Source organism: Bradyrhizobium sp. 25ACV, assembly GCF_054863005.1.
Genome location: NZ_JAVAYO010000004.1, coordinates 572034 through 588044, shown reverse-complemented (window position 1 = coordinate 588044; position 16011 = coordinate 572034). Strand labels below are relative to the sequence as shown.

Here is a 16011-nt window from a genome sequence, read left to right as displayed (position 1 = left end):
GCTGCCGCGTCCACCGCAAGCCCGGCTCGCGACAGTGACGACACATGATCGCCCCTCTTGGGTGAGCCGGGATGGGCGACACATACGCCAAAACCGAATTTCGGTAAAGCGGAATATTTTTGGCGACGAGGATTGACAGAGGGCGACACAGGCTCTCGGTGCCGTAGCCCGGATGGCACTTCCGAACTTCGCCCTATCCCGCGCGGCGGGCGCGGGCCCTGCTTTCCCAGCGGTTCAGCATCTGGCCGAGCTCGCCGGTGACCACGGGGATGGCCGTAATGGCGCTGGGGATCTCGTTGGTGTTGGCGGGCGCGTTGGCGGGAAGCCAGTCCGGCTCGGTATATTCGCGCCAGCGGCGCGCTTCGGCGCGTCTTTTATTGGAGATGAATTCACGCGTGAAATAGCCGGCCGCGAACGCGATTCCCAGCAACACGATCAATACGATGACGCCAGCCACAATCAACTCCGTCCAAGCCCCCGGACGGGTTCTGCGTGGCGATCAGCGCGAAATCAAGGCTTGAACTTCGCCGAACGGGCGGCCTGCCGCGCTTTGCCGCAAGCAAATTTTTGCTTCGATCCGCGGAACATTTTCGCGCCTTGCAAACGGCGCAAGGCGGACGCGAAGTGCATTCGAATATGACGGGATTGAGACCCGCCCGAATCCGATCCCACCCCTCGCAACCGGCGCCGGACCGCATTAACCTCCAGTTGCTTGGCCGGATCAACCGGCCAGCGAACATCATCGGGAGGACGCGATGACACGCCAAGAGGCTCGTGACCACACGGCTCGTGACCACGAGCAGCGTGACCAGGATGCTGCGCTTTCACGACGAGCACTTGTCCGGGGGCTTGCGCTCGGCGCTGCGGCGAGCGTGACGGGGGCCGGCTCCGCGCTGGCCCAGACCGGACCCGCCGCACCGCCGACCACCATCACCACCCCGCCGCGCGATTTCGGCCCGCACGGCGCGCCGACCACCTATTTCTGGGACCCCGACATCATCGCGGTCGATCCCTCCTTCAACGATCTCGCGCAGCCCAATACCGCGATCAAGCGTCTCTACACCGGCCTGCTGTGGGCCGAGGGTCCGGCGTGGAGCGCGCAAGGAAGGTATCTGCTCTGGAGCGACATTCCCAACAACCGGCAGATGCGCTGGAGCGAGGATGACGGCCGCGTCAGCGTGTTTCGCACGCCGTCCAACAATTCCAACGGCAACTCCTTCGACTTCCAGGGCCGCCAGCTTTCCTGCGAGCATTTGACCCGCCGGGTGACGCGCTACGAGCATGACGGCACCGCCACCGTGCTCGCGGACTCCTATCAAGGCAAGAAGCTGAACTCGCCGAACGACATCGCCGCGCATCCCGACGGCAGCTACTGGTTCACCGATCCACCCTATGGCGGTCAGCTCTATGAAGGCGAGCCGGATGCCGCGGGCGGCCCGAGCAATGCGGGCGGCAAGCTCAATCCGCGGATCGGACAGCCGGCCGGCTTCCAGCCAGGCAAGCGCGAGCTGCCGACCAATTGCTATCGCATCGACCCCTCCGGCCGCATCGACCTCGTCGTCACCGAGGAGCAGGTGCCCGATCCGAACGGGCTGTGCTTCTCGCCTGATTACAAGAAGCTCTACGTCGCCTCGACCGGCAAAGGGCCAGGCGATACCGGCCCCGGCGGCAAGGGCGAGATCTTCGTGTTCGACGTCGGCGGCGACAACAAGCTCTCCAACCCCAAGAAGTTCAGCGATTGCGTGATCGACGGCGTGAAGTGCGGGCCGGACGGCGTGCGCTGCGACGTCAACGGCAATGTCTGGGCTTCCAGCAATGCCGGCCGCGCCGTCGGCTATAACGGCGTGACGGTGTGGTCACCGGAAGGCAAGCTGCTCGGCCGCATCCGCCTGCCGGAAGTCTGCGGCAACATCACCTTCGGCGGCCCCAAGCGCAACCGCCTGTTCATGGCCGCGAGCCAGTCGCTCTACGCGGTGTTCACGGCGACGCAAGGCGCGGGGCCCGGCTGAGCCGCACATCCGTGATCAAGCGCGCCGGCGTGAAGCGCCGGCGCGAACTTTCCTTTTGTGACAGACCACGACACGTTGGTCGCAGTTCCCCGGTCGTCGGGCAAATCTCCGCCATCAATTCAACGAAGATAGGTCGCGCAGCAGAACTGCGGCGCGGCGTGGAAGCATGACACTCTCTCCGGCCGCGCTCGAGCATGAATTGGGAGTTGCACGATGCGCCGTATGCCAAACGACACGATCATCGTCAGCGTTGGAAGCCAGGAGCTCGTGATCGCGTTCGGAGACCCCGGTCTACCGGTCGACGGCCATGGCGGTAACGACATCATGATCGCAACAGTCGAAGACGGGCCCAGCAGCCTGCTGTTTGTCGGTGACGAATCGATCCTGGAGGGCCAATCGCATGGCGGCAACGACCTTCTCGTCGCGACCGTCCAGGGCCGCTTGCCCTATACATCCTTTGACGGCGACGCGCAGATCATGTCCGGCCAAGCCCGCGGCGGCAACGACGTGCTGCACGTCGAGGCCTCGAATGCGATCTATGCGAGCGTCTATCTCTCAGGCGACGCCGAAATCGCCATGACCGGGGATGCCAAGGGCGGCAATGACCTCATCACGGCAGAGATGGGCGACAGATCGTATGGTGCGTTCAGCGGCGATTCCGGATCGCTCATGAGCGGCAACTCCCAAGGCGGCAACGACATCGTCAGCGTGATCCAGGCCAGCTTCTCTGGCAACGCGTCGATATCCGGTGATGCCTTGGTGACCATGAGCGGCGATGCACGCGGCGGCCATGACATCCTCATCTATACGGCCGGCGTCGATGCGCGGTCCGGCGGCGCATCACTGCTCGGCGATAGCGGCTACATGAGCGACAATGCCCGTGGCGGGGATGACGTCCTCATCGCAGTCGTCGACGGCAATCCCGATTCGACCTCCATCGCGCTCGTCGGCGATGCCTCGCAGATGTCCGGCAACGCACAGGGTGGCAATGATATTCTCTACGGGAGCGATCGCGGCGATTGGCTGTATGGCGATGCACGCATCTACACTCCCGCCGTGGGCGGCTCGATCACCGGCGGCAGGGATCTGCTGAACGGCGGAGGCGGCAACGATCAGCTCTGGGGCGGACCGAGCAACGATCTGTTCGTGTTCGGGGCAGGCTCGGGCCAGGACGTGATCAACGATTTCGATCAGGGCAACAAGGCGGCGGGCAGCACGACACCCGAGCACGACGTGATCGACGTGCGGGCCTATGGCTTTGCGGACTGGGTCGCGCTGAAGAGCCTGATCAGCGACGACAGCTCCGGCAATGCGGTGATCCAGCTCACGGCCAACGACACCATCACGCTGGACGGCATCCATGCCGCCGATCTCAACGCCAGGGATTTCATCGTCTGAGGCGCGGCTTGCCGCCGCAACCCAAATCCTCGCGAGGCCCCTCGCCGCCATCGCGGCCGGCCTTGGCTTTGTGCAGAACGCAACCAGGCCCACTGGCCTCGAAGGACCCATCCTGCGATCTTGCCGTTAATTCCGACGCGGCCTGGAGAAGCAAGATGGACGATCGACCAAGACGACCCGACGGCCTGATGCAGGACGACGGCTTCGTGCGGGTGCGCGGCGCGCGCGAGCACAATCTCAGGAACGTCGACGTTCGCATTCCACGCAACGCCCTCGTCGTGTTCACGGGCGTGTCGGGCTCGGGGAAATCCTCGCTCGCCTTTGGAACGATCTACGCCGAGGCGCAGCGGCGCTATCTGGAGTCGGTGTCGCCCTATGCGCGGCGCCTCTTCCACCAGATGCAGATCCCAGAAGTCGACGACATCGAGGGCCTGCCGCCCGCCGTGGCACTTCAGCAGCAGCGCGGAGCACCGACGACAAGGTCATCCGTCGGCAGCGTGACCACCATCTCGAACCTGCTGAGGATGCTCTATTCCCGCGCCGGCGATTACCCGCGGGGACAGCAGATGCTCTATGCGGAGGCGTTCTCGCCGAACACGCCCGAAGGGGCGTGCCCGACCTGTCACGGCATCGGCCGGATGCTCGACGTCACCGAGAAGTCGATGGTGCCCGACGACACCAAGACGATCCGCGAGCGCGCCGTCGCGGCCTGGCCGAGTGCCTGGCAGGGGCAGAACCTCCGGGACATCCTGACGACGCTGGGCTACGACGTGGACAAGCCCTGGCGCGAGCTGTCGAAAAAGGACCGCGAGTGGATCCTGTTCACCGACGAGCAGCCAACCGTTCCCGTTTATGCCGGTTACGACGCCGCTGAGGTCAAACGCGCCCTGCGCCGCAAGGAGGAGCCGAGCTACCAGGGCACCTTCACCGGCGCCAAGCGCTACGTGATGCAGACCTACGCCAAGTCCGAGAGCGCGATGATGAAGCGCCGTGTCGCGCAATTCATGATCACGCGGGATTGCCCGACCTGCCACGGCACCCGGCTCAAGCCCCAGGCACTTAAGGTCAGGTTCGCCGGGCTCAATATCGCCGAGATGTCGCATTTGCCCCTCAAACAACTGCAGGAATTGATCAAACCGTTCGCAAAAGCCTCGACGGACAGATCGGAAAAGACTGTCGTCGCCAGGCGCATCTGCGAGGATCTGTCGGCGCGCCTCGCCGTTCTGCTCGACCTCGGCCTTGGCTATCTCGCCTGCGAGCGCAGCACGCCGACGCTGTCACCGGGCGAATTGCAACGGCTGCGCCTTGCGACGCAGGTTCGTTCGAACCTGTTCGGCGTCGTCTACGTGCTCGACGAGCCGTCCGCGGGCCTGCATCCCGCCGACACCGAGGCGCTGCTGCGGGCGCTGGACCGGCTGAAGCACGCCGGCAACTCGATCTTCGTGGTCGAGCACGAGATCGAGGTGATCAGCCACGCCGACTGGCTGGTGGATGTCGGCCCCGACGCCGGCGACGGCGGCGGGCTCATCCTCTACAGCGGGCCGCCGGAAGGGCTCGGTGACATCGAGCAATCGCGAACCGCGCATTACCTCGGACGTCCGCGCAAGAAGCTGCCGACGGCGCGCCGCGAGCCGAAGGGCCATCTGAAGCTCAGGGGCGTATCCCGCAACAACCTTCGTGGTCTCGACGTCGATATTCCGCTCGGCATCCTCACCAGCATCACCGGCGTGTCCGGCTCCGGCAAATCGAGCCTGATCAGCCAGTTCCTCGTCGAGGCCGTCGCTGCGCATCTCGGCCATACGCTCGCCACTGAGGCCGACGACGACAGCTTGGCCCCGACGGTCGAGACGTTGGGCGGCAGGATCGCTGCGGGCCTCGACCAGATCGGTCGCCTTGTCGTCGTCGATCAGAAGCCGATCGGCCGCACGCCGCGCTCCAATCTCGCGACCTATACCGGCCTGTTCGACCATGTCCGAAAACTGTTCGCGGCAACGCCGCAGGCAAAGTCGCGCCGCTACGATGCCGGACGCTTCTCGTTCAATGTCGCGAAGGGACGATGCGCGACTTGCGAGGGCGAAGGCTTCGTCTGTGTCGAGCTCTTGTTCCTGCCAAGCGTCTACGCGCCCTGCCCGACCTGCAAAGGCGCCCGCTACAACGACAAGACGCTCGAGGTGAAGATCCGTGGACAATCCATCGCGGATGTGCTGGCGATGCGCGTCGACGAGGCCTTTGAGTTCTTCGAGGGCGATGCCGCTCTGAACCGGTCGCTGTCGGTGGTGCGCGAGGTCGGCCTCGGCTATATCCGCCTCGGCCAGTCCGCCACCGAATTGTCCGGTGGCGAAGCCCAGCGCATCAAGCTGGCAACCGAGCTGATGCGTCCGCAACGCGGCCATACGCTCTATGTGCTGGACGAGCCGACCACCGGGCTGCATCCACGCGACGTCGAGCGGCTGATCGCCCAGCTCGAACGGATCGTGGACGCCGGCAACAGCGTGGTCGTGGTCGAGCATGACATGGACGTCGTCTCTCATAGCGACTGGATCATCGATCTCGGCCCCGGTGCCGGCGACGAGGGCGGCCGCATCGTCGCATCGGGGACACCGGATCAGGTTGCCAAGGCCAGCGGCAAGACCGCGCATTATCTGGCGCGGCGTTTGAAGCAGTAGCGCGCGGTCTCGCGGGGCCTCACCGTCATTTCGCAATTGCGTTCTATGGCGCAGCTGACAGACCCGACTTTCGCCATGTTGACTTTCCGCCGTCCCGCTCCCCATACTTCGCAAAAAAATAACAACCAGTGATAAGAACGGTTTTGAGGGAGGATAGGATGCCGACTTCACGCAGGCAGCTGCTGAAGGGTACGGCGGCTGCCGCCGCCACACTCAGCCTCGATTGGACCAGGGCCCAGGCGCAGGCCGAGAATTTGCGGATCGGCCTGATCTACGATCTCACCGGCCCGTTCGCCGCCGGCGGCTCGGTCGCCTCCTCGGTCGGCGCGCAGATCGCCATCGACCTCGTCAACGAGAAGGGCGGCATCGGCGGCAAGACCAAGATCGTGCCGGTTGCGGCGGACTCCCAGAGCAAAGCCGACGTCGCCATCAACGAGGCCGAGCGGCTGATCAGCCAGGAAAAGATCGACATCATCAACGGCGTCTATTCCAGTGCGCATGCGGTGCCGATGGCGGCGAAGGTCGAGCAGCAGAAGAAGATCCTCTGGATCACGACCGCGGTCTCGACCGCCGTGTTCAAGGACAAGAATCTGCAATACGTGTTTCGCGCGCAGATCCATTCCGACCAATACGGCCAGGCCTTTGCCGGATTCATCGCCGAGCATGCGAAAGCCAAGCTCGGCATGGAGGCGAAGGACGTCAAGGTCGCGCTGATCCACGAGGACGGCCCCTATGGCGTCGGCGTCGCCGCGGCCGACGAAGCCTATGCCAAGCAGGCCGGCATCCAGGTCGTGCTGCGCGAGGGCTATTCGGCTTCCGCGCCCGACCTCTCGGTGCTCGTCACCAAGATCAAGCGCGCCAAGGCCGACGTGATCTCGCACGCCGGTTACAACCCCGACATCACCCTGTTCCTGCGCCAGGCCCGTGAGAGCGGCCTGCGCTTCAAGATGCTGTTCGGCGCCGGCGCCGGCTACAGCCAGCTCGACAAGCTGCGCGCCACCTTCGGTCCCGACATCGACAATTTCTGCAACATCGATCCGGTGCCGGCGCAGCTGCTCGATGCGGCGAAACTCGCGCCGGGCATGGGCGAGCTGATCAAGACCATGGTCTCGCGCTACCAGGCCAAGACCGGCGCCACCGACGTGCCGCCGCACTGCTCGATGGGCTTCAACCAGACCTGGGTGCTGCTCAACAACGTGCTGCCTGTCGCCAAGGAGAAGTACGGCAGCTTCGAGCCGGAGGCGATCCGCAAGGCCGCGCTCGACGTCGACATCCCCGCCGGCGGCACCATCCAGGGCTACGGCGTCAAGTTCTTCCCGCCGGGCACGCCGCTGTCCGGCCAGAACGAACGCTCGACGCCGGTGGTGATGCAGAACGCGGGCGAGCACATCTCGGTGGTGTGGCCGACCAACATCAGGACGCAGGACCCGGTATTCCCGCTGCCGAAGGGATCGACCTACGGGGCGTAGGGGCGATGCGGGCGGTGCCCCCTCTCCCCTTGTGGGAGAGGGTGGCTCGCCGCGCAGCGGCGAGACGGGTGAGGGGTTGCCTCCGCAGGCGAGCCTCTCGCGATTGAATTCGCGGATGGAACCCCTCATCCGGCGCTTCGCGCCACCTTCTCCCACATGGGGAGAAGGATTGGCAGCCTGCTCGCGGCTAGCTCAGCGAGTTCATCACACTCTCACAACACCACCCTCCGCCCCTCCTCCGCGGCCCAGTACCCCGCGTAGTTCACCTTGATCGTCTCATAGGCGAGCGCGAGGTCGGACAGCGGCTGCCGGCCGGTCGCGACGCATTCCATGAAGTCCTGGATCTCCTGCAGATAGCCGCGCGTCCATTCCTCCTCGAGGCAGACATATTGCCAGCCGGTTTTGCGGTCGACCTTTTCGGTGATGTAGACGCTGGCGAGCTTCTCCTCGGAGGTCTGGTAGCTCATCAGATGATTGTTCGGGGTGATGTTGGCGAACAGCGAGCCGCCTGACGTGTAGGTCTCGACCAGATTGCGCACGCCGCCCATGATCATGTCGCCGGAGAACACGGTCGCCTTGGTGCCGTCCGAGAACGTCGCCGTCAGCGTGCCCCAATCCTCGACATCGACCGGATTGGCCTTGATGTAGGTGCGCTCCTCCGGCTTGAGGCCGGCGGTGACGTTGCCGACATCGCCGGTAACGCTGGCAACGCGGATGCTCTCGCCGCGCGCCTTGGCTTCGACCTGCTTGAGGTAGAGCACGGCGGAGAGCGGATGGCAGCCCATGCGGATCAGCGAGCCGCCGCCGGTCATCGCCCATTGCGCGGCATGGGCCGCGTGCGAGCCGGAATGGCTCTCCTCGCCCTTCATGAACAGGATCTTGTCCTTGGTCGCCCTGATGATCTCCGCAGTCTTGGTCACCGCGGGCGCGTAGATCCAGTCCTCGGCATACATGAAGAGTTTTCCAGTGCGCTCGATCGCGGCGCGCGTCTTGTCCATCTCCTCCAGCACGCGCTCATACATCAGCGCCTTCGGCACGTGCTTGCCGATCGGTTGCTTGTCGCCGTCGCGGCCGAAATAGCCGGCGAACGGCTTTTCGCAGATCACGTGCTTGCCGGCCTGCATCGCCGCGACGATCATTTCCGCATGAAGATTCGGCGGGGTGCAGATGTCGACGACGTCGATCTCGCGGTCGGCGATCAGCTCAGCAAAGCTGCGATAGACCCGCGGGATATTGTGGCGGCCGGCGAATTCGACGACATGGTCGCCGCGCGCGGCCACCGCCGCGACTTCGACGTCCACGCCATAGACGCGCCGGAACGCATACATGTGCAGCTCCGACACAAAGCCGCAGCCGACGAGTCCGATCCTGATCCCAGCCATAGTGCCCCCTTGCTTTAGGCGGCACTATAGCGTGCTGGCCGGCCTATTCCACGGAGACTCGCACCACGCCGGCACTCATCATGCCGAGCGCGCGGGCGGCCGGCACCGAGAGGTCGACGATACGGCCGCGGATGAACGGACCGCGATCGTTGACACGACACTGGATCGTGCGGCTGCCATAGGAGACCCTCAGCACGGTGCCGAACGGGCGCGTGCGGTGTGCACAGGTCAGTTCGCCGCCCTTGCCGGCTTTTGCGTAGCTGTAATAGGAGGCGAGTCCGCTTTCGGCATGGGCAACAGAAAATGGTGAAAACGAGAAAGTAGCGAGACAAAACAATAGCGTCGGCTGCGCGCGCACGGCACCGCTCCGGGTTGGCCCAGACCCGTCCCGCAAACGTCAGTTTGTTCCCTTAGGTTCCTGGAACGGCCGGGACGAATCCCGGCAGCCCCATCACACATTGTTACTGTTTGTGAAAAACCAGCGTGCGCACCTCGATGCTCTCGCGCGGCGCGGCATCATCAGGCGTTGTCGGATCGACGAAGGCGGTGTGCGGCCCGAAACGGGTGCGGCCGTCGGTTGCGGAATCGTAGCATTTGAGCAGCAGCGCCTCGTCCGGTGTCATCTCTGGAAAATAGAACCAGCGATGATCGGGGTTGTATTTCACCGAGTAGGTCTCGCCGCGGCGGTTGGGATAGATCAGGTCTGACGCCACGAGATCGCCGGGCGCAACCGTGGTGCCGTCCGCCATGGCCAGCGGTGAATCGCGCAAGGGACCGCGGATCGGCCGCCAGAGATTGATCACCTGCACGCGACCCTTCAGCAGCTCTTCGGCTTCATCAGGCAGATGCTCGCGCACGCGGTTGGCGCCGGAGGTGGCAGTCTGGTCGACATGGACGCGCGTGGCCGGCTGGCGCGGGCCATCGCCGCGGATATCGGCCGCGCCCTCGACGCGCTTGCGCACGGTATGGTCGAAGATGACGACGCGGTCGGCTTTCAGCGTCGCGCGCAGGAACGCCTCGACGGCGGGATAGTAGATCGCCCTCACCTCTGCGTCGTCGTAGAAGTCTTTCACCTGGGTCGGATGACGCACCAGCGCAAAGCCCTCGCGATCTAGCGAGAAATTGTTCGCGATCAGGCGCGCATCGAAGATCGGCACCTGATGCGGCTCCGACAGCGACGTGCTCCTGGGTTCGCCCGGCGGCGGGTCGAAAGCGTAGGTGCGCGGTTTTCCCGCGGTCGGCGCGAGATAGTTCAGTTCGGCAGTGACGAAGGGAAGCGATTCGATTCTTGTTTCTTGCAGGCCCATGGCCGGTCTCCCGATGTGGTCGTCGGATTGATTTTTGACGGGGTGCGAAGCGGCGCAAGGGAGGCGGTGCAAATAGCAATGGGGATGTTGTCGGCGGCGTGAAGCGCAGAACGAACGTGTCGCGGATGGCGATCGGGTTAGAAGGCGCACCCTCGTTTCACGGATGCTTGAGCGCCCCGTGAGTTCTCGTGCTCGGGACGCAGCGCATCACGCAGCGGTGCGCTGCAGAGCCGGGTCATGAGAGGCGGATCATTCCGCGGCCTGGCCGCGAACGGCCTGGCGCCTGACGACCAGCTCGCGCGTCAGCGGGATCAATTCGCGGCCATACTCGATCGCGTCGATCAGGGGATCGAATCCGCGGATCAGGAAATGGCTGATGCCGAGATCGTAATAATCGCCGAACACTTCGGCGACCTGCTCGGGCGTGCCGACCAGCGCGGTGGTGTTGCTGTTGGCGCCGGTGAGCTTTGCGATCTCGGTCCAGAGCCGCTTGTCGATGCGGCTGCCCTGGTCGGCGAGCGCGAGCAGGCGCCGCGCACCGGCGGTGGCGTGGCCATCGGCGGGCTTGCGATAGCCGGTCTTGTCCTGCAGCGCGGTGGCGCGCGCCAGGATTTCCTCCGCCTTCTCCCAGGCCTGCCTCTCGGTCGGCGCAATGATCGGCCGCACCGAGAGGCTGAAGCGCGGCGTCCGCCGGCCCTGCCTGATAGCGGCGTTGTGGACGCGCGAGGTCACGTCCCGCACTTGCGCGTAGGATTCGCCCCACAGCGCAAACGTGTCGGCGTGCTTGCCGGCAACATCGATCGCCGCATCCGAGGCGCCGCCGAAATAGACGCGGATGCCCTCGGGCCGATACGGCTTCACCTGCGAGAAGGCGTTCTCGACCTGGTAGTACCTGCCCTTGTAGGTGAACGGCTTGTCGCTGGTCCATTCCAGCTTGAGGATGTCGAGGAACTCGGAGGTGCGGGCGTAGCGCTCGTCCTTGTCGTCGAGCGTGTTGCCGTCCTGCCTGAGCTCGGTGGCATTGCCGCCAGTGATGACGTGGAGCGCAACCCTGCCGCGCGAAAACTGGTCGAGCGCTGCGAACTGCCGCGCCAGCAGCGTCGGGGCGGTGAAGCCCGGCCGCTGCGCGATCAGCACGTTGAGGCGGGAGGTCACGTTGAGGACATGCTGCGCCACCTGGAGCGCGTCGGGCGAGGTCGAATGAAACGCCAGCAGTGCGCGGTCGAAGCCGGCATTCTCATGCGCCTTCGCCACCGTCTCGATGTGGGTGGGGTTGAGGACCGGTCCCTCGCGGACGACGGTCTCGGACGAATTGTTGTTGCTGATGAAGCCGATGAACTCGATCGACATGATCGTCTCCCTGTTGATCTCTTAGAGCCCGAGCGCAGCGCGGCCGAGGCCGATACGCGTGGAATCGTCCTGCGGCGTGTGCGCGCGGCCGCACAAGACGTCGCGATAGTGCCGCTCCAGCGGATTGGTGCGGGACAGGCCGTGATTGCCGGTGAGTGACAGTGCATCCTCGACCACGGCAATGGCGTTGTTGGTGACGGTGAGCTTGATGACGTTGGATTCGCCGGCAGAGAGTCCAACGCCGTCGTCGAAATCGCCGGCAAAGGAGGAGATCAGCCGCGCATTGACCGCGAGCCGCGCCTCGATGGCACCGAGGATCTCCTGCGCACGGGCCAGGGTCGCGAGCGGCGCACCGAGGCTGGCAGGAACGCGCTGCTTCAAGAACGTGATCAACCAGTCGCGCGCGGCACGGGCAACGCCGTCATAGATCGCCGCGACGAAGACCGTGTGGACCGTCGCCTGTGCAACGTCGGGCGCGCGCCAATCCTGGGGCTTGCGCACATCGACCTCGGCATCGAGCGGGATCACGACGTCGTCGAAGATGACATCGTGGCTGCCGCTGGCGCGCAGGCCATGGTGATCCCAGGTTTCGACGATGCGCGTGCCCGGTAGGCCCGCCGGCACCAGGAATTGCCCGACGCGCGGCTCGGCCTCGTCGGTGCGGGCCCAGACCAGATACCATTTCAGGATCGGCGAGCCCGTCGAATAGATTTTGTGGCCGGAGAGGCGCCAGCCGGTCTCGGTGCGCCGCGCGATCGTCGCCGGCAGGCCGCCGCGCGCGGGCGAGCCGAGCTCGGGCTCGACCCGCAGCGCGTTGACGAGCGCGAGGCCCTCGACGCTCTCACGCGCAAGCTTGCGCGACAGCCGCACCGGCCAGGTCGGGCTGCGCGCCATGACGAGGTGGTTGATGTAGTGCATCGACAGCACCAGCGCGGTCGACGGGTCGGCCTTGCCGATGACGCCGACGACGCGCACGGTGTACCTTGCGCCCGCGCCGGCCCCGCCGTGGACCGCCGGCACCGTCAGCGACAGCAAGCCCGCTTCGGACAGCTCGCGAAAATTCTCGAATGGAAAGCTGCCGGTGCGGTCATGCTCGGCTGCGCGCGCCGCGAAACCTTCGGCCAGTGCCTCGGCCCGCGCGATGTAGTCGGGCTCGCTCTGGGCCGTGCGCCCTTTGGCAGCGGACGTCACCATGTGGCGTCCAATCCCAGCAGGCCGAGGATCTGGCGGCGCAGGTCCGCCAGATAAGGATCGCCGCGATGGCGCGGATAGGGCCGGTCGACGCGGATGTCGGCCTTCACGCGGGCGGGACGATCGCTGAACACAATGACGCGGTTGGCGAGCACCAAGGCTTCCTCGGCGTCGTGCGTCACGAGCAGTGTGGTAAAACCCTTGCGCTGCCAGAGCGAGAGCAGCTCGGCCTGCATCGTGATACGGGTCAGCGAGTCGAGCTTGCCGAGCGGCTCGTCCAGGATCAGGATCTTGGGATCGTTGACCAGCGCGCGGGCGAGCGCAACGCGCTGCGCCATGCCGCCGGAGAGCTGGTGCGGAAAAGCGTTGCGGAACGAGGCCAGCCCCACGAGATCGAGCGCGTCGTCGACACGGTGACGCTGGCTCTTCAGAATGCCCTGGGCCTCGAGGCCCAGGGCGACGTTGTCCCAGACCGACCGCCAGGGAAACAAGGTCGGATCCTGGAACACGACCACGCGCGAGGGATGCGGACTCCTGATGCGCTCCTCGTCCTCACGCAACCTTCCGGCCCTGGGTTTGTCGAGGCCGGCGACGAGGCGCAGCAAGGTCGACTTGCCGCAACCGGAGGGGCCGAGCAGCGCGACGAACTCGCCTGGCTCGACCGAGAGGCTGACGTCGCTGAGCACGGGCAGCTCGGCGCCGTCAATGTCGAAGGCGTGGCTGACCTGCTCGATGTCGAGCGCGGCGCCGGCCACCGGATGCGTGACGGCTCCGGCGAGAGCTGCGGTTACCATTTCACAGTCCCCTTCTGCCAGACCAGCAGCCGATCGCGGATCGCAAACAGCAGCGTGATGGCGCCGGAGCAGAGCAGCGACATCACGATCAGCGCCGCATACATGTTGGCGTAGGCGGCCCAGCCCTGCGCCCATTGCAGATACCAGCCGAGCCCGGCCTTGACGCCGATCATCTCGGCGACGACGAGCACGGCGAAGGACGAGCCGAGTCCCATGAACAGGCCGACGAAGACGTGCGGCAACGCCGCGGGGATCGCGACCTTCAGCACCAGGAAGGACGGCTTTGCGCCGAGCGTGCGCGCGACGTCGTAATAGGCACTGCTGACGCTTGCGACGCCCGACCATGTCAGCACGGTGACGGGAAAGCCCGTTGCCAGCGCGATCAGGAACGTCGAGGCGCTCCAGCTCGACGGGAAGGTGAAGAAGGCGATCGGCAGCCAGGCCGTTGCCGGCAGCGGGCCGATGAAGCGCAGCACCGGATGCACCCAATAGCCGACCGCGCGCGACCAGCCGATCGAGACGCCGGTCAGGAAGCCGACCGTGGCCCCGATCAGATAGCCGCCGAGCTGGAGCTTGACCGACGCGAAGACGCTGTCGAGCAGCTTTGGCAAATCGTCGGTATAGACCTCGATGATCGACTGCGGCGGCGGAAAGAACGGCAGCGGCAACCAGGCGAACTTTGCCGTCGCGACCTCCCACAGTGTCAGGAAGGCGCCGAGCGCAACCAGCCAGGGCGCCCGCTTGTGCAGGGCCCTGCCCGCCGATCCCAGATAATCGGCACCGACGGTGCCGAACAGCGCGATGGCCGCGATGACGAAGGCGGTGATGCCGAGCGAATGCGTGCGCGACCAGTCGCCGACATCCTCCCACCACAGGCAGGACAGGCCGAAGGCGATCCAGGCGATGCTGGCGAGCACGCCGACGCCGGATTCCCTCGCCCAGCTCGCCAGCAGCGGCGTGCGGGAAAGACGCGGCGCGCCGGAGGCGAGCCCGTCAGACAGCGAATACGTCGACATAGATGCGCTCCGCGAATTTCGCCGTGTCGGTGCTCGGCTTGAAGACCTGCACGCTCTTGAGATCGTCGGCATAGGCCTTGAGCTCGCGCTTCAGCACATCGCCGACGGGATGATGATGGTGGGTGTGGTAGCGCACCATGCCCTCGATATCGGCGAGCGTGGCCGCCTTCGGCGCGTAGGGCTGGAACGATTTTGCGGCGGCCGTCGCATTCTGCGAGCTGAACATCGCGGCATCGAGCAGCGCCTGCGTGATGGCGCGCGCGACCTGCGGCTCCTCCCGCACCAGGCTGCCGCGCAGGCCGAGGATGCAGCAGCTCTTTTCGCGAAATTCGCCGTCGAGATTGGAGGCGACTTCCTTGTACTGGGTGTCCTTGAGCCAGAGATAGGCCAGCGGATCGGAGGACAGGAACGCCTGCACCTCGCCCTTCTCCACGGCGACGTTAAGGAGATTGCCGGGATAGGCGCGCCAGTCGACATCCTTGTTCGGATCGATACCGAGCTTGGCAAGCTGAATGGAGAAGAAGTTCTTGTCGGGGCCGGCGAGATCGCCGACCGCGACGATCTTGCCCTTGAGATCGGCGAGCCTGGCGACGCCGGAATCGGCGCGCGACAGCACGCGCATGCAGCCGCCATGGGTGCCGGCGGCGATCTTGACGTCAAAGCCCTGCTCCAGCGGCTTCAGCCAGCGCAGCGCCATGCCGAGGCCGGCATCGCTCTTGCCCGTCGCGATCGCCTCGAGCAGTTGATCAGTCGAGCCGGAATAGTTGACGAGCTCGACGTCGAGATTGTGCTTCTGGAAGAAGCCGTGCTCGATCGCAACAGGCACGGGCGCGAGGCAGACGGCGCCGGCGTTCCACGACAGTTTCAGCTTGCGCGGCGCGCCGGTGAGCGCGGGCGCATCGGACGCCGTCCGGCACAGCGGAAACTCCGAGAAGTCGATGCCGGATGCGATCCCGCGCGGCGCAAAAGCCTGCGCGCCCAGCGCGCCGAGTGGCGCGGCGAAAGCTGCCGCAAGCCCCGCCTGGAGCAGATGGCGTCGGTCGAGCCCCCGTCCGCCGCGCTTGTCGTCGTTGTTCATCCGTCCCCACTCCTGCGCTGGCACGGCTCCGCCATGTGCGCAACGCTTCACGTTGCGCATGGTCCGTACGGAGCTGCGTTGATAGAAAATTATTCCGCCGGCGTTTGTCGCGCCGCGTTGATGCGATGCGCAAATCATGCGGCGTACTCGCAGTATCGTCAATGAAATGGAATTTCGAATGTGATGCGAAGCGAGGTCATTCTCTCCATCGGCGCGCGCGAGAACGATGAAACGATTTTCGTGAATGCGGTTGGTCCCGACCATCGCCACGAGCGTGCTTCTGCTTAGATCCCGCGCATCTTTCTCTCGCAAGACCGTCGTGTTCTCGCGCGCAAGGATTCAATGAAACGT

The 16011-nt window shown here is 65.3% G+C and carries 13 protein-coding genes; 4 read left to right on the top strand and 9 right to left on the bottom strand.

Annotated features, from left to right (window positions below; all coding sequences use genetic code 11):
* Positions 1-193 precede the first annotated feature (193 nt).
* Positions 194-457, bottom strand: a complete 264-nt coding sequence (locus RAD04_RS12760; RefSeq protein ID WP_038971177.1) for a hypothetical protein — start codon at positions 455-457, stop codon at positions 194-196.
* A 298-nt stretch (positions 458-755) separates the two neighbouring features.
* Between RAD04_RS12760 and RAD04_RS12755 the strand changes: the two genes are divergently transcribed.
* The 4 genes from RAD04_RS12755 (at position 756) to RAD04_RS12740 (ending at position 7542) form a co-directional block, all read left to right on the top strand.
* On the top strand, positions 756-2009 hold the full coding sequence (locus RAD04_RS12755; RefSeq protein WP_461624070.1) for an SMP-30/gluconolactonase/LRE family protein: 1254 nt from the start codon (positions 756-758) through the stop codon (positions 2007-2009).
* 213 nt (positions 2010-2222) lie between these two features.
* Positions 2223-3407: a calcium-binding protein gene (locus RAD04_RS12750; protein ID WP_461624069.1), complete on the top strand. Its 1185-nt coding sequence runs from the start codon at positions 2223-2225 to the stop codon at positions 3405-3407.
* A gap of 155 nt (positions 3408-3562) precedes the next feature.
* Positions 3563-6073 carry an excinuclease ABC subunit UvrA gene (gene uvrA, locus RAD04_RS12745; RefSeq protein WP_461624068.1) on the top strand — a complete coding sequence of 837 codons (2511 nt, stop codon included), beginning with the start codon at positions 3563-3565 and terminating at the stop codon, positions 6071-6073.
* A 158-nt stretch (positions 6074-6231) separates the two neighbouring features.
* Complete coding sequence (locus RAD04_RS12740) at positions 6232-7542, top strand: ABC transporter substrate-binding protein (RefSeq protein ID WP_461624067.1); 1311 nt, start codon at positions 6232-6234, stop codon at positions 7540-7542.
* A 212-nt stretch (positions 7543-7754) separates the two neighbouring features.
* Here RAD04_RS12740 and RAD04_RS12735 read toward each other — a convergent pair whose 3' ends face one another.
* From RAD04_RS12735 to RAD04_RS12700, 8 genes are all read right to left on the bottom strand, one after another.
* A complete protein-coding gene (locus RAD04_RS12735) occupies positions 7755-8924 on the bottom strand; it encodes a Gfo/Idh/MocA family protein (RefSeq protein WP_461624066.1) in 1170 nt (389 codons plus the stop codon).
* 43 nt (positions 8925-8967) lie between these two features.
* Positions 8968-9282 carry a septal ring lytic transglycosylase RlpA family protein gene (locus RAD04_RS12730; RefSeq protein ID WP_461624065.1) on the bottom strand — a complete coding sequence of 105 codons (315 nt, stop codon included), beginning with the start codon at positions 9280-9282 and terminating at the stop codon, positions 8968-8970.
* Between the two features lie 103 nt (positions 9283-9385).
* Positions 9386-10231 carry a CmcJ/NvfI family oxidoreductase gene (locus RAD04_RS12725; protein ID WP_461624064.1) on the bottom strand — a complete coding sequence of 282 codons (846 nt, stop codon included), beginning with the start codon at positions 10229-10231 and terminating at the stop codon, positions 9386-9388.
* Positions 10232-10480: 249 nt separating this feature from the next.
* Positions 10481-11581, bottom strand: a complete 1101-nt coding sequence (locus RAD04_RS12720; RefSeq protein WP_461624063.1) for an LLM class flavin-dependent oxidoreductase — start codon at positions 11579-11581, stop codon at positions 10481-10483.
* A 21-nt stretch (positions 11582-11602) separates the two neighbouring features.
* Positions 11603-12775 carry an acyl-CoA dehydrogenase family protein gene (locus tag RAD04_RS12715; RefSeq protein WP_461624062.1) on the bottom strand — a complete coding sequence of 391 codons (1173 nt, stop codon included), beginning with the start codon at positions 12773-12775 and terminating at the stop codon, positions 11603-11605.
* Positions 12769-13566 carry an ABC transporter ATP-binding protein gene (locus RAD04_RS12710; RefSeq protein WP_461624061.1) on the bottom strand — a complete coding sequence of 266 codons (798 nt, stop codon included), beginning with the start codon at positions 13564-13566 and terminating at the stop codon, positions 12769-12771. The genes RAD04_RS12715 and RAD04_RS12710 overlap by 7 nt, the downstream gene beginning before the upstream one ends.
* Positions 13560-14582: an ABC transporter permease gene (locus tag RAD04_RS12705; protein ID WP_461624060.1), complete on the bottom strand. Its 1023-nt coding sequence runs from the start codon at positions 14580-14582 to the stop codon at positions 13560-13562. Before RAD04_RS12705 ends, RAD04_RS12710 begins: the two co-directional genes overlap by 7 nt.
* Positions 14560-15660 (bottom strand): ABC transporter substrate-binding protein, encoded by a 1101-nt coding sequence (locus RAD04_RS12700; protein WP_461617875.1) that lies wholly within the window; start codon positions 15658-15660, stop codon positions 14560-14562. Before RAD04_RS12700 ends, RAD04_RS12705 begins: the two co-directional genes overlap by 23 nt.
* Positions 15661-16011: the final 351 nt, after the last annotated feature.

Coding starts and splice junctions, on each gene's coding strand:
- RAD04_RS12755 (WP_461624070.1), top strand. CDS start 756: ATGACACGCCAAGAGGCTCGTGACCACACGGCTCGTGACCACGAGCAG.
- RAD04_RS12750 (WP_461624069.1), top strand. CDS start 2,223: ATGCGCCGTATGCCAAACGACACGATCATCGTCAGCGTTGGAAGCCAG.
- uvrA (WP_461624068.1), top strand. CDS start 3,563: ATGGACGATCGACCAAGACGACCCGACGGCCTGATGCAGGACGACGGC.
- RAD04_RS12740 (WP_461624067.1), top strand. CDS start 6,232: ATGCCGACTTCACGCAGGCAGCTGCTGAAGGGTACGGCGGCTGCCGCC.
- RAD04_RS12735 (WP_461624066.1), bottom strand. CDS start 8,924: ATGGCTGGGATCAGGATCGGACTCGTCGGCTGCGGCTTTGTGTCGGAG.
- RAD04_RS12725 (WP_461624064.1), bottom strand. CDS start 10,231: ATGGGCCTGCAAGAAACAAGAATCGAATCGCTTCCCTTCGTCACTGCC.
- RAD04_RS12720 (WP_461624063.1), bottom strand. CDS start 11,581: ATGTCGATCGAGTTCATCGGCTTCATCAGCAACAACAATTCGTCCGAG.
- RAD04_RS12715 (WP_461624062.1), bottom strand. CDS start 12,775: ATGGTGACGTCCGCTGCCAAAGGGCGCACGGCCCAGAGCGAGCCCGAC.
- RAD04_RS12710 (WP_461624061.1), bottom strand. CDS start 13,566: ATGGTAACCGCAGCTCTCGCCGGAGCCGTCACGCATCCGGTGGCCGGC.
- RAD04_RS12705 (WP_461624060.1), bottom strand. CDS start 14,582: ATGTCGACGTATTCGCTGTCTGACGGGCTCGCCTCCGGCGCGCCGCGT.
- RAD04_RS12700 (WP_461617875.1), bottom strand. CDS start 15,660: ATGAACAACGACGACAAGCGCGGCGGACGGGGGCTCGACCGACGCCAT.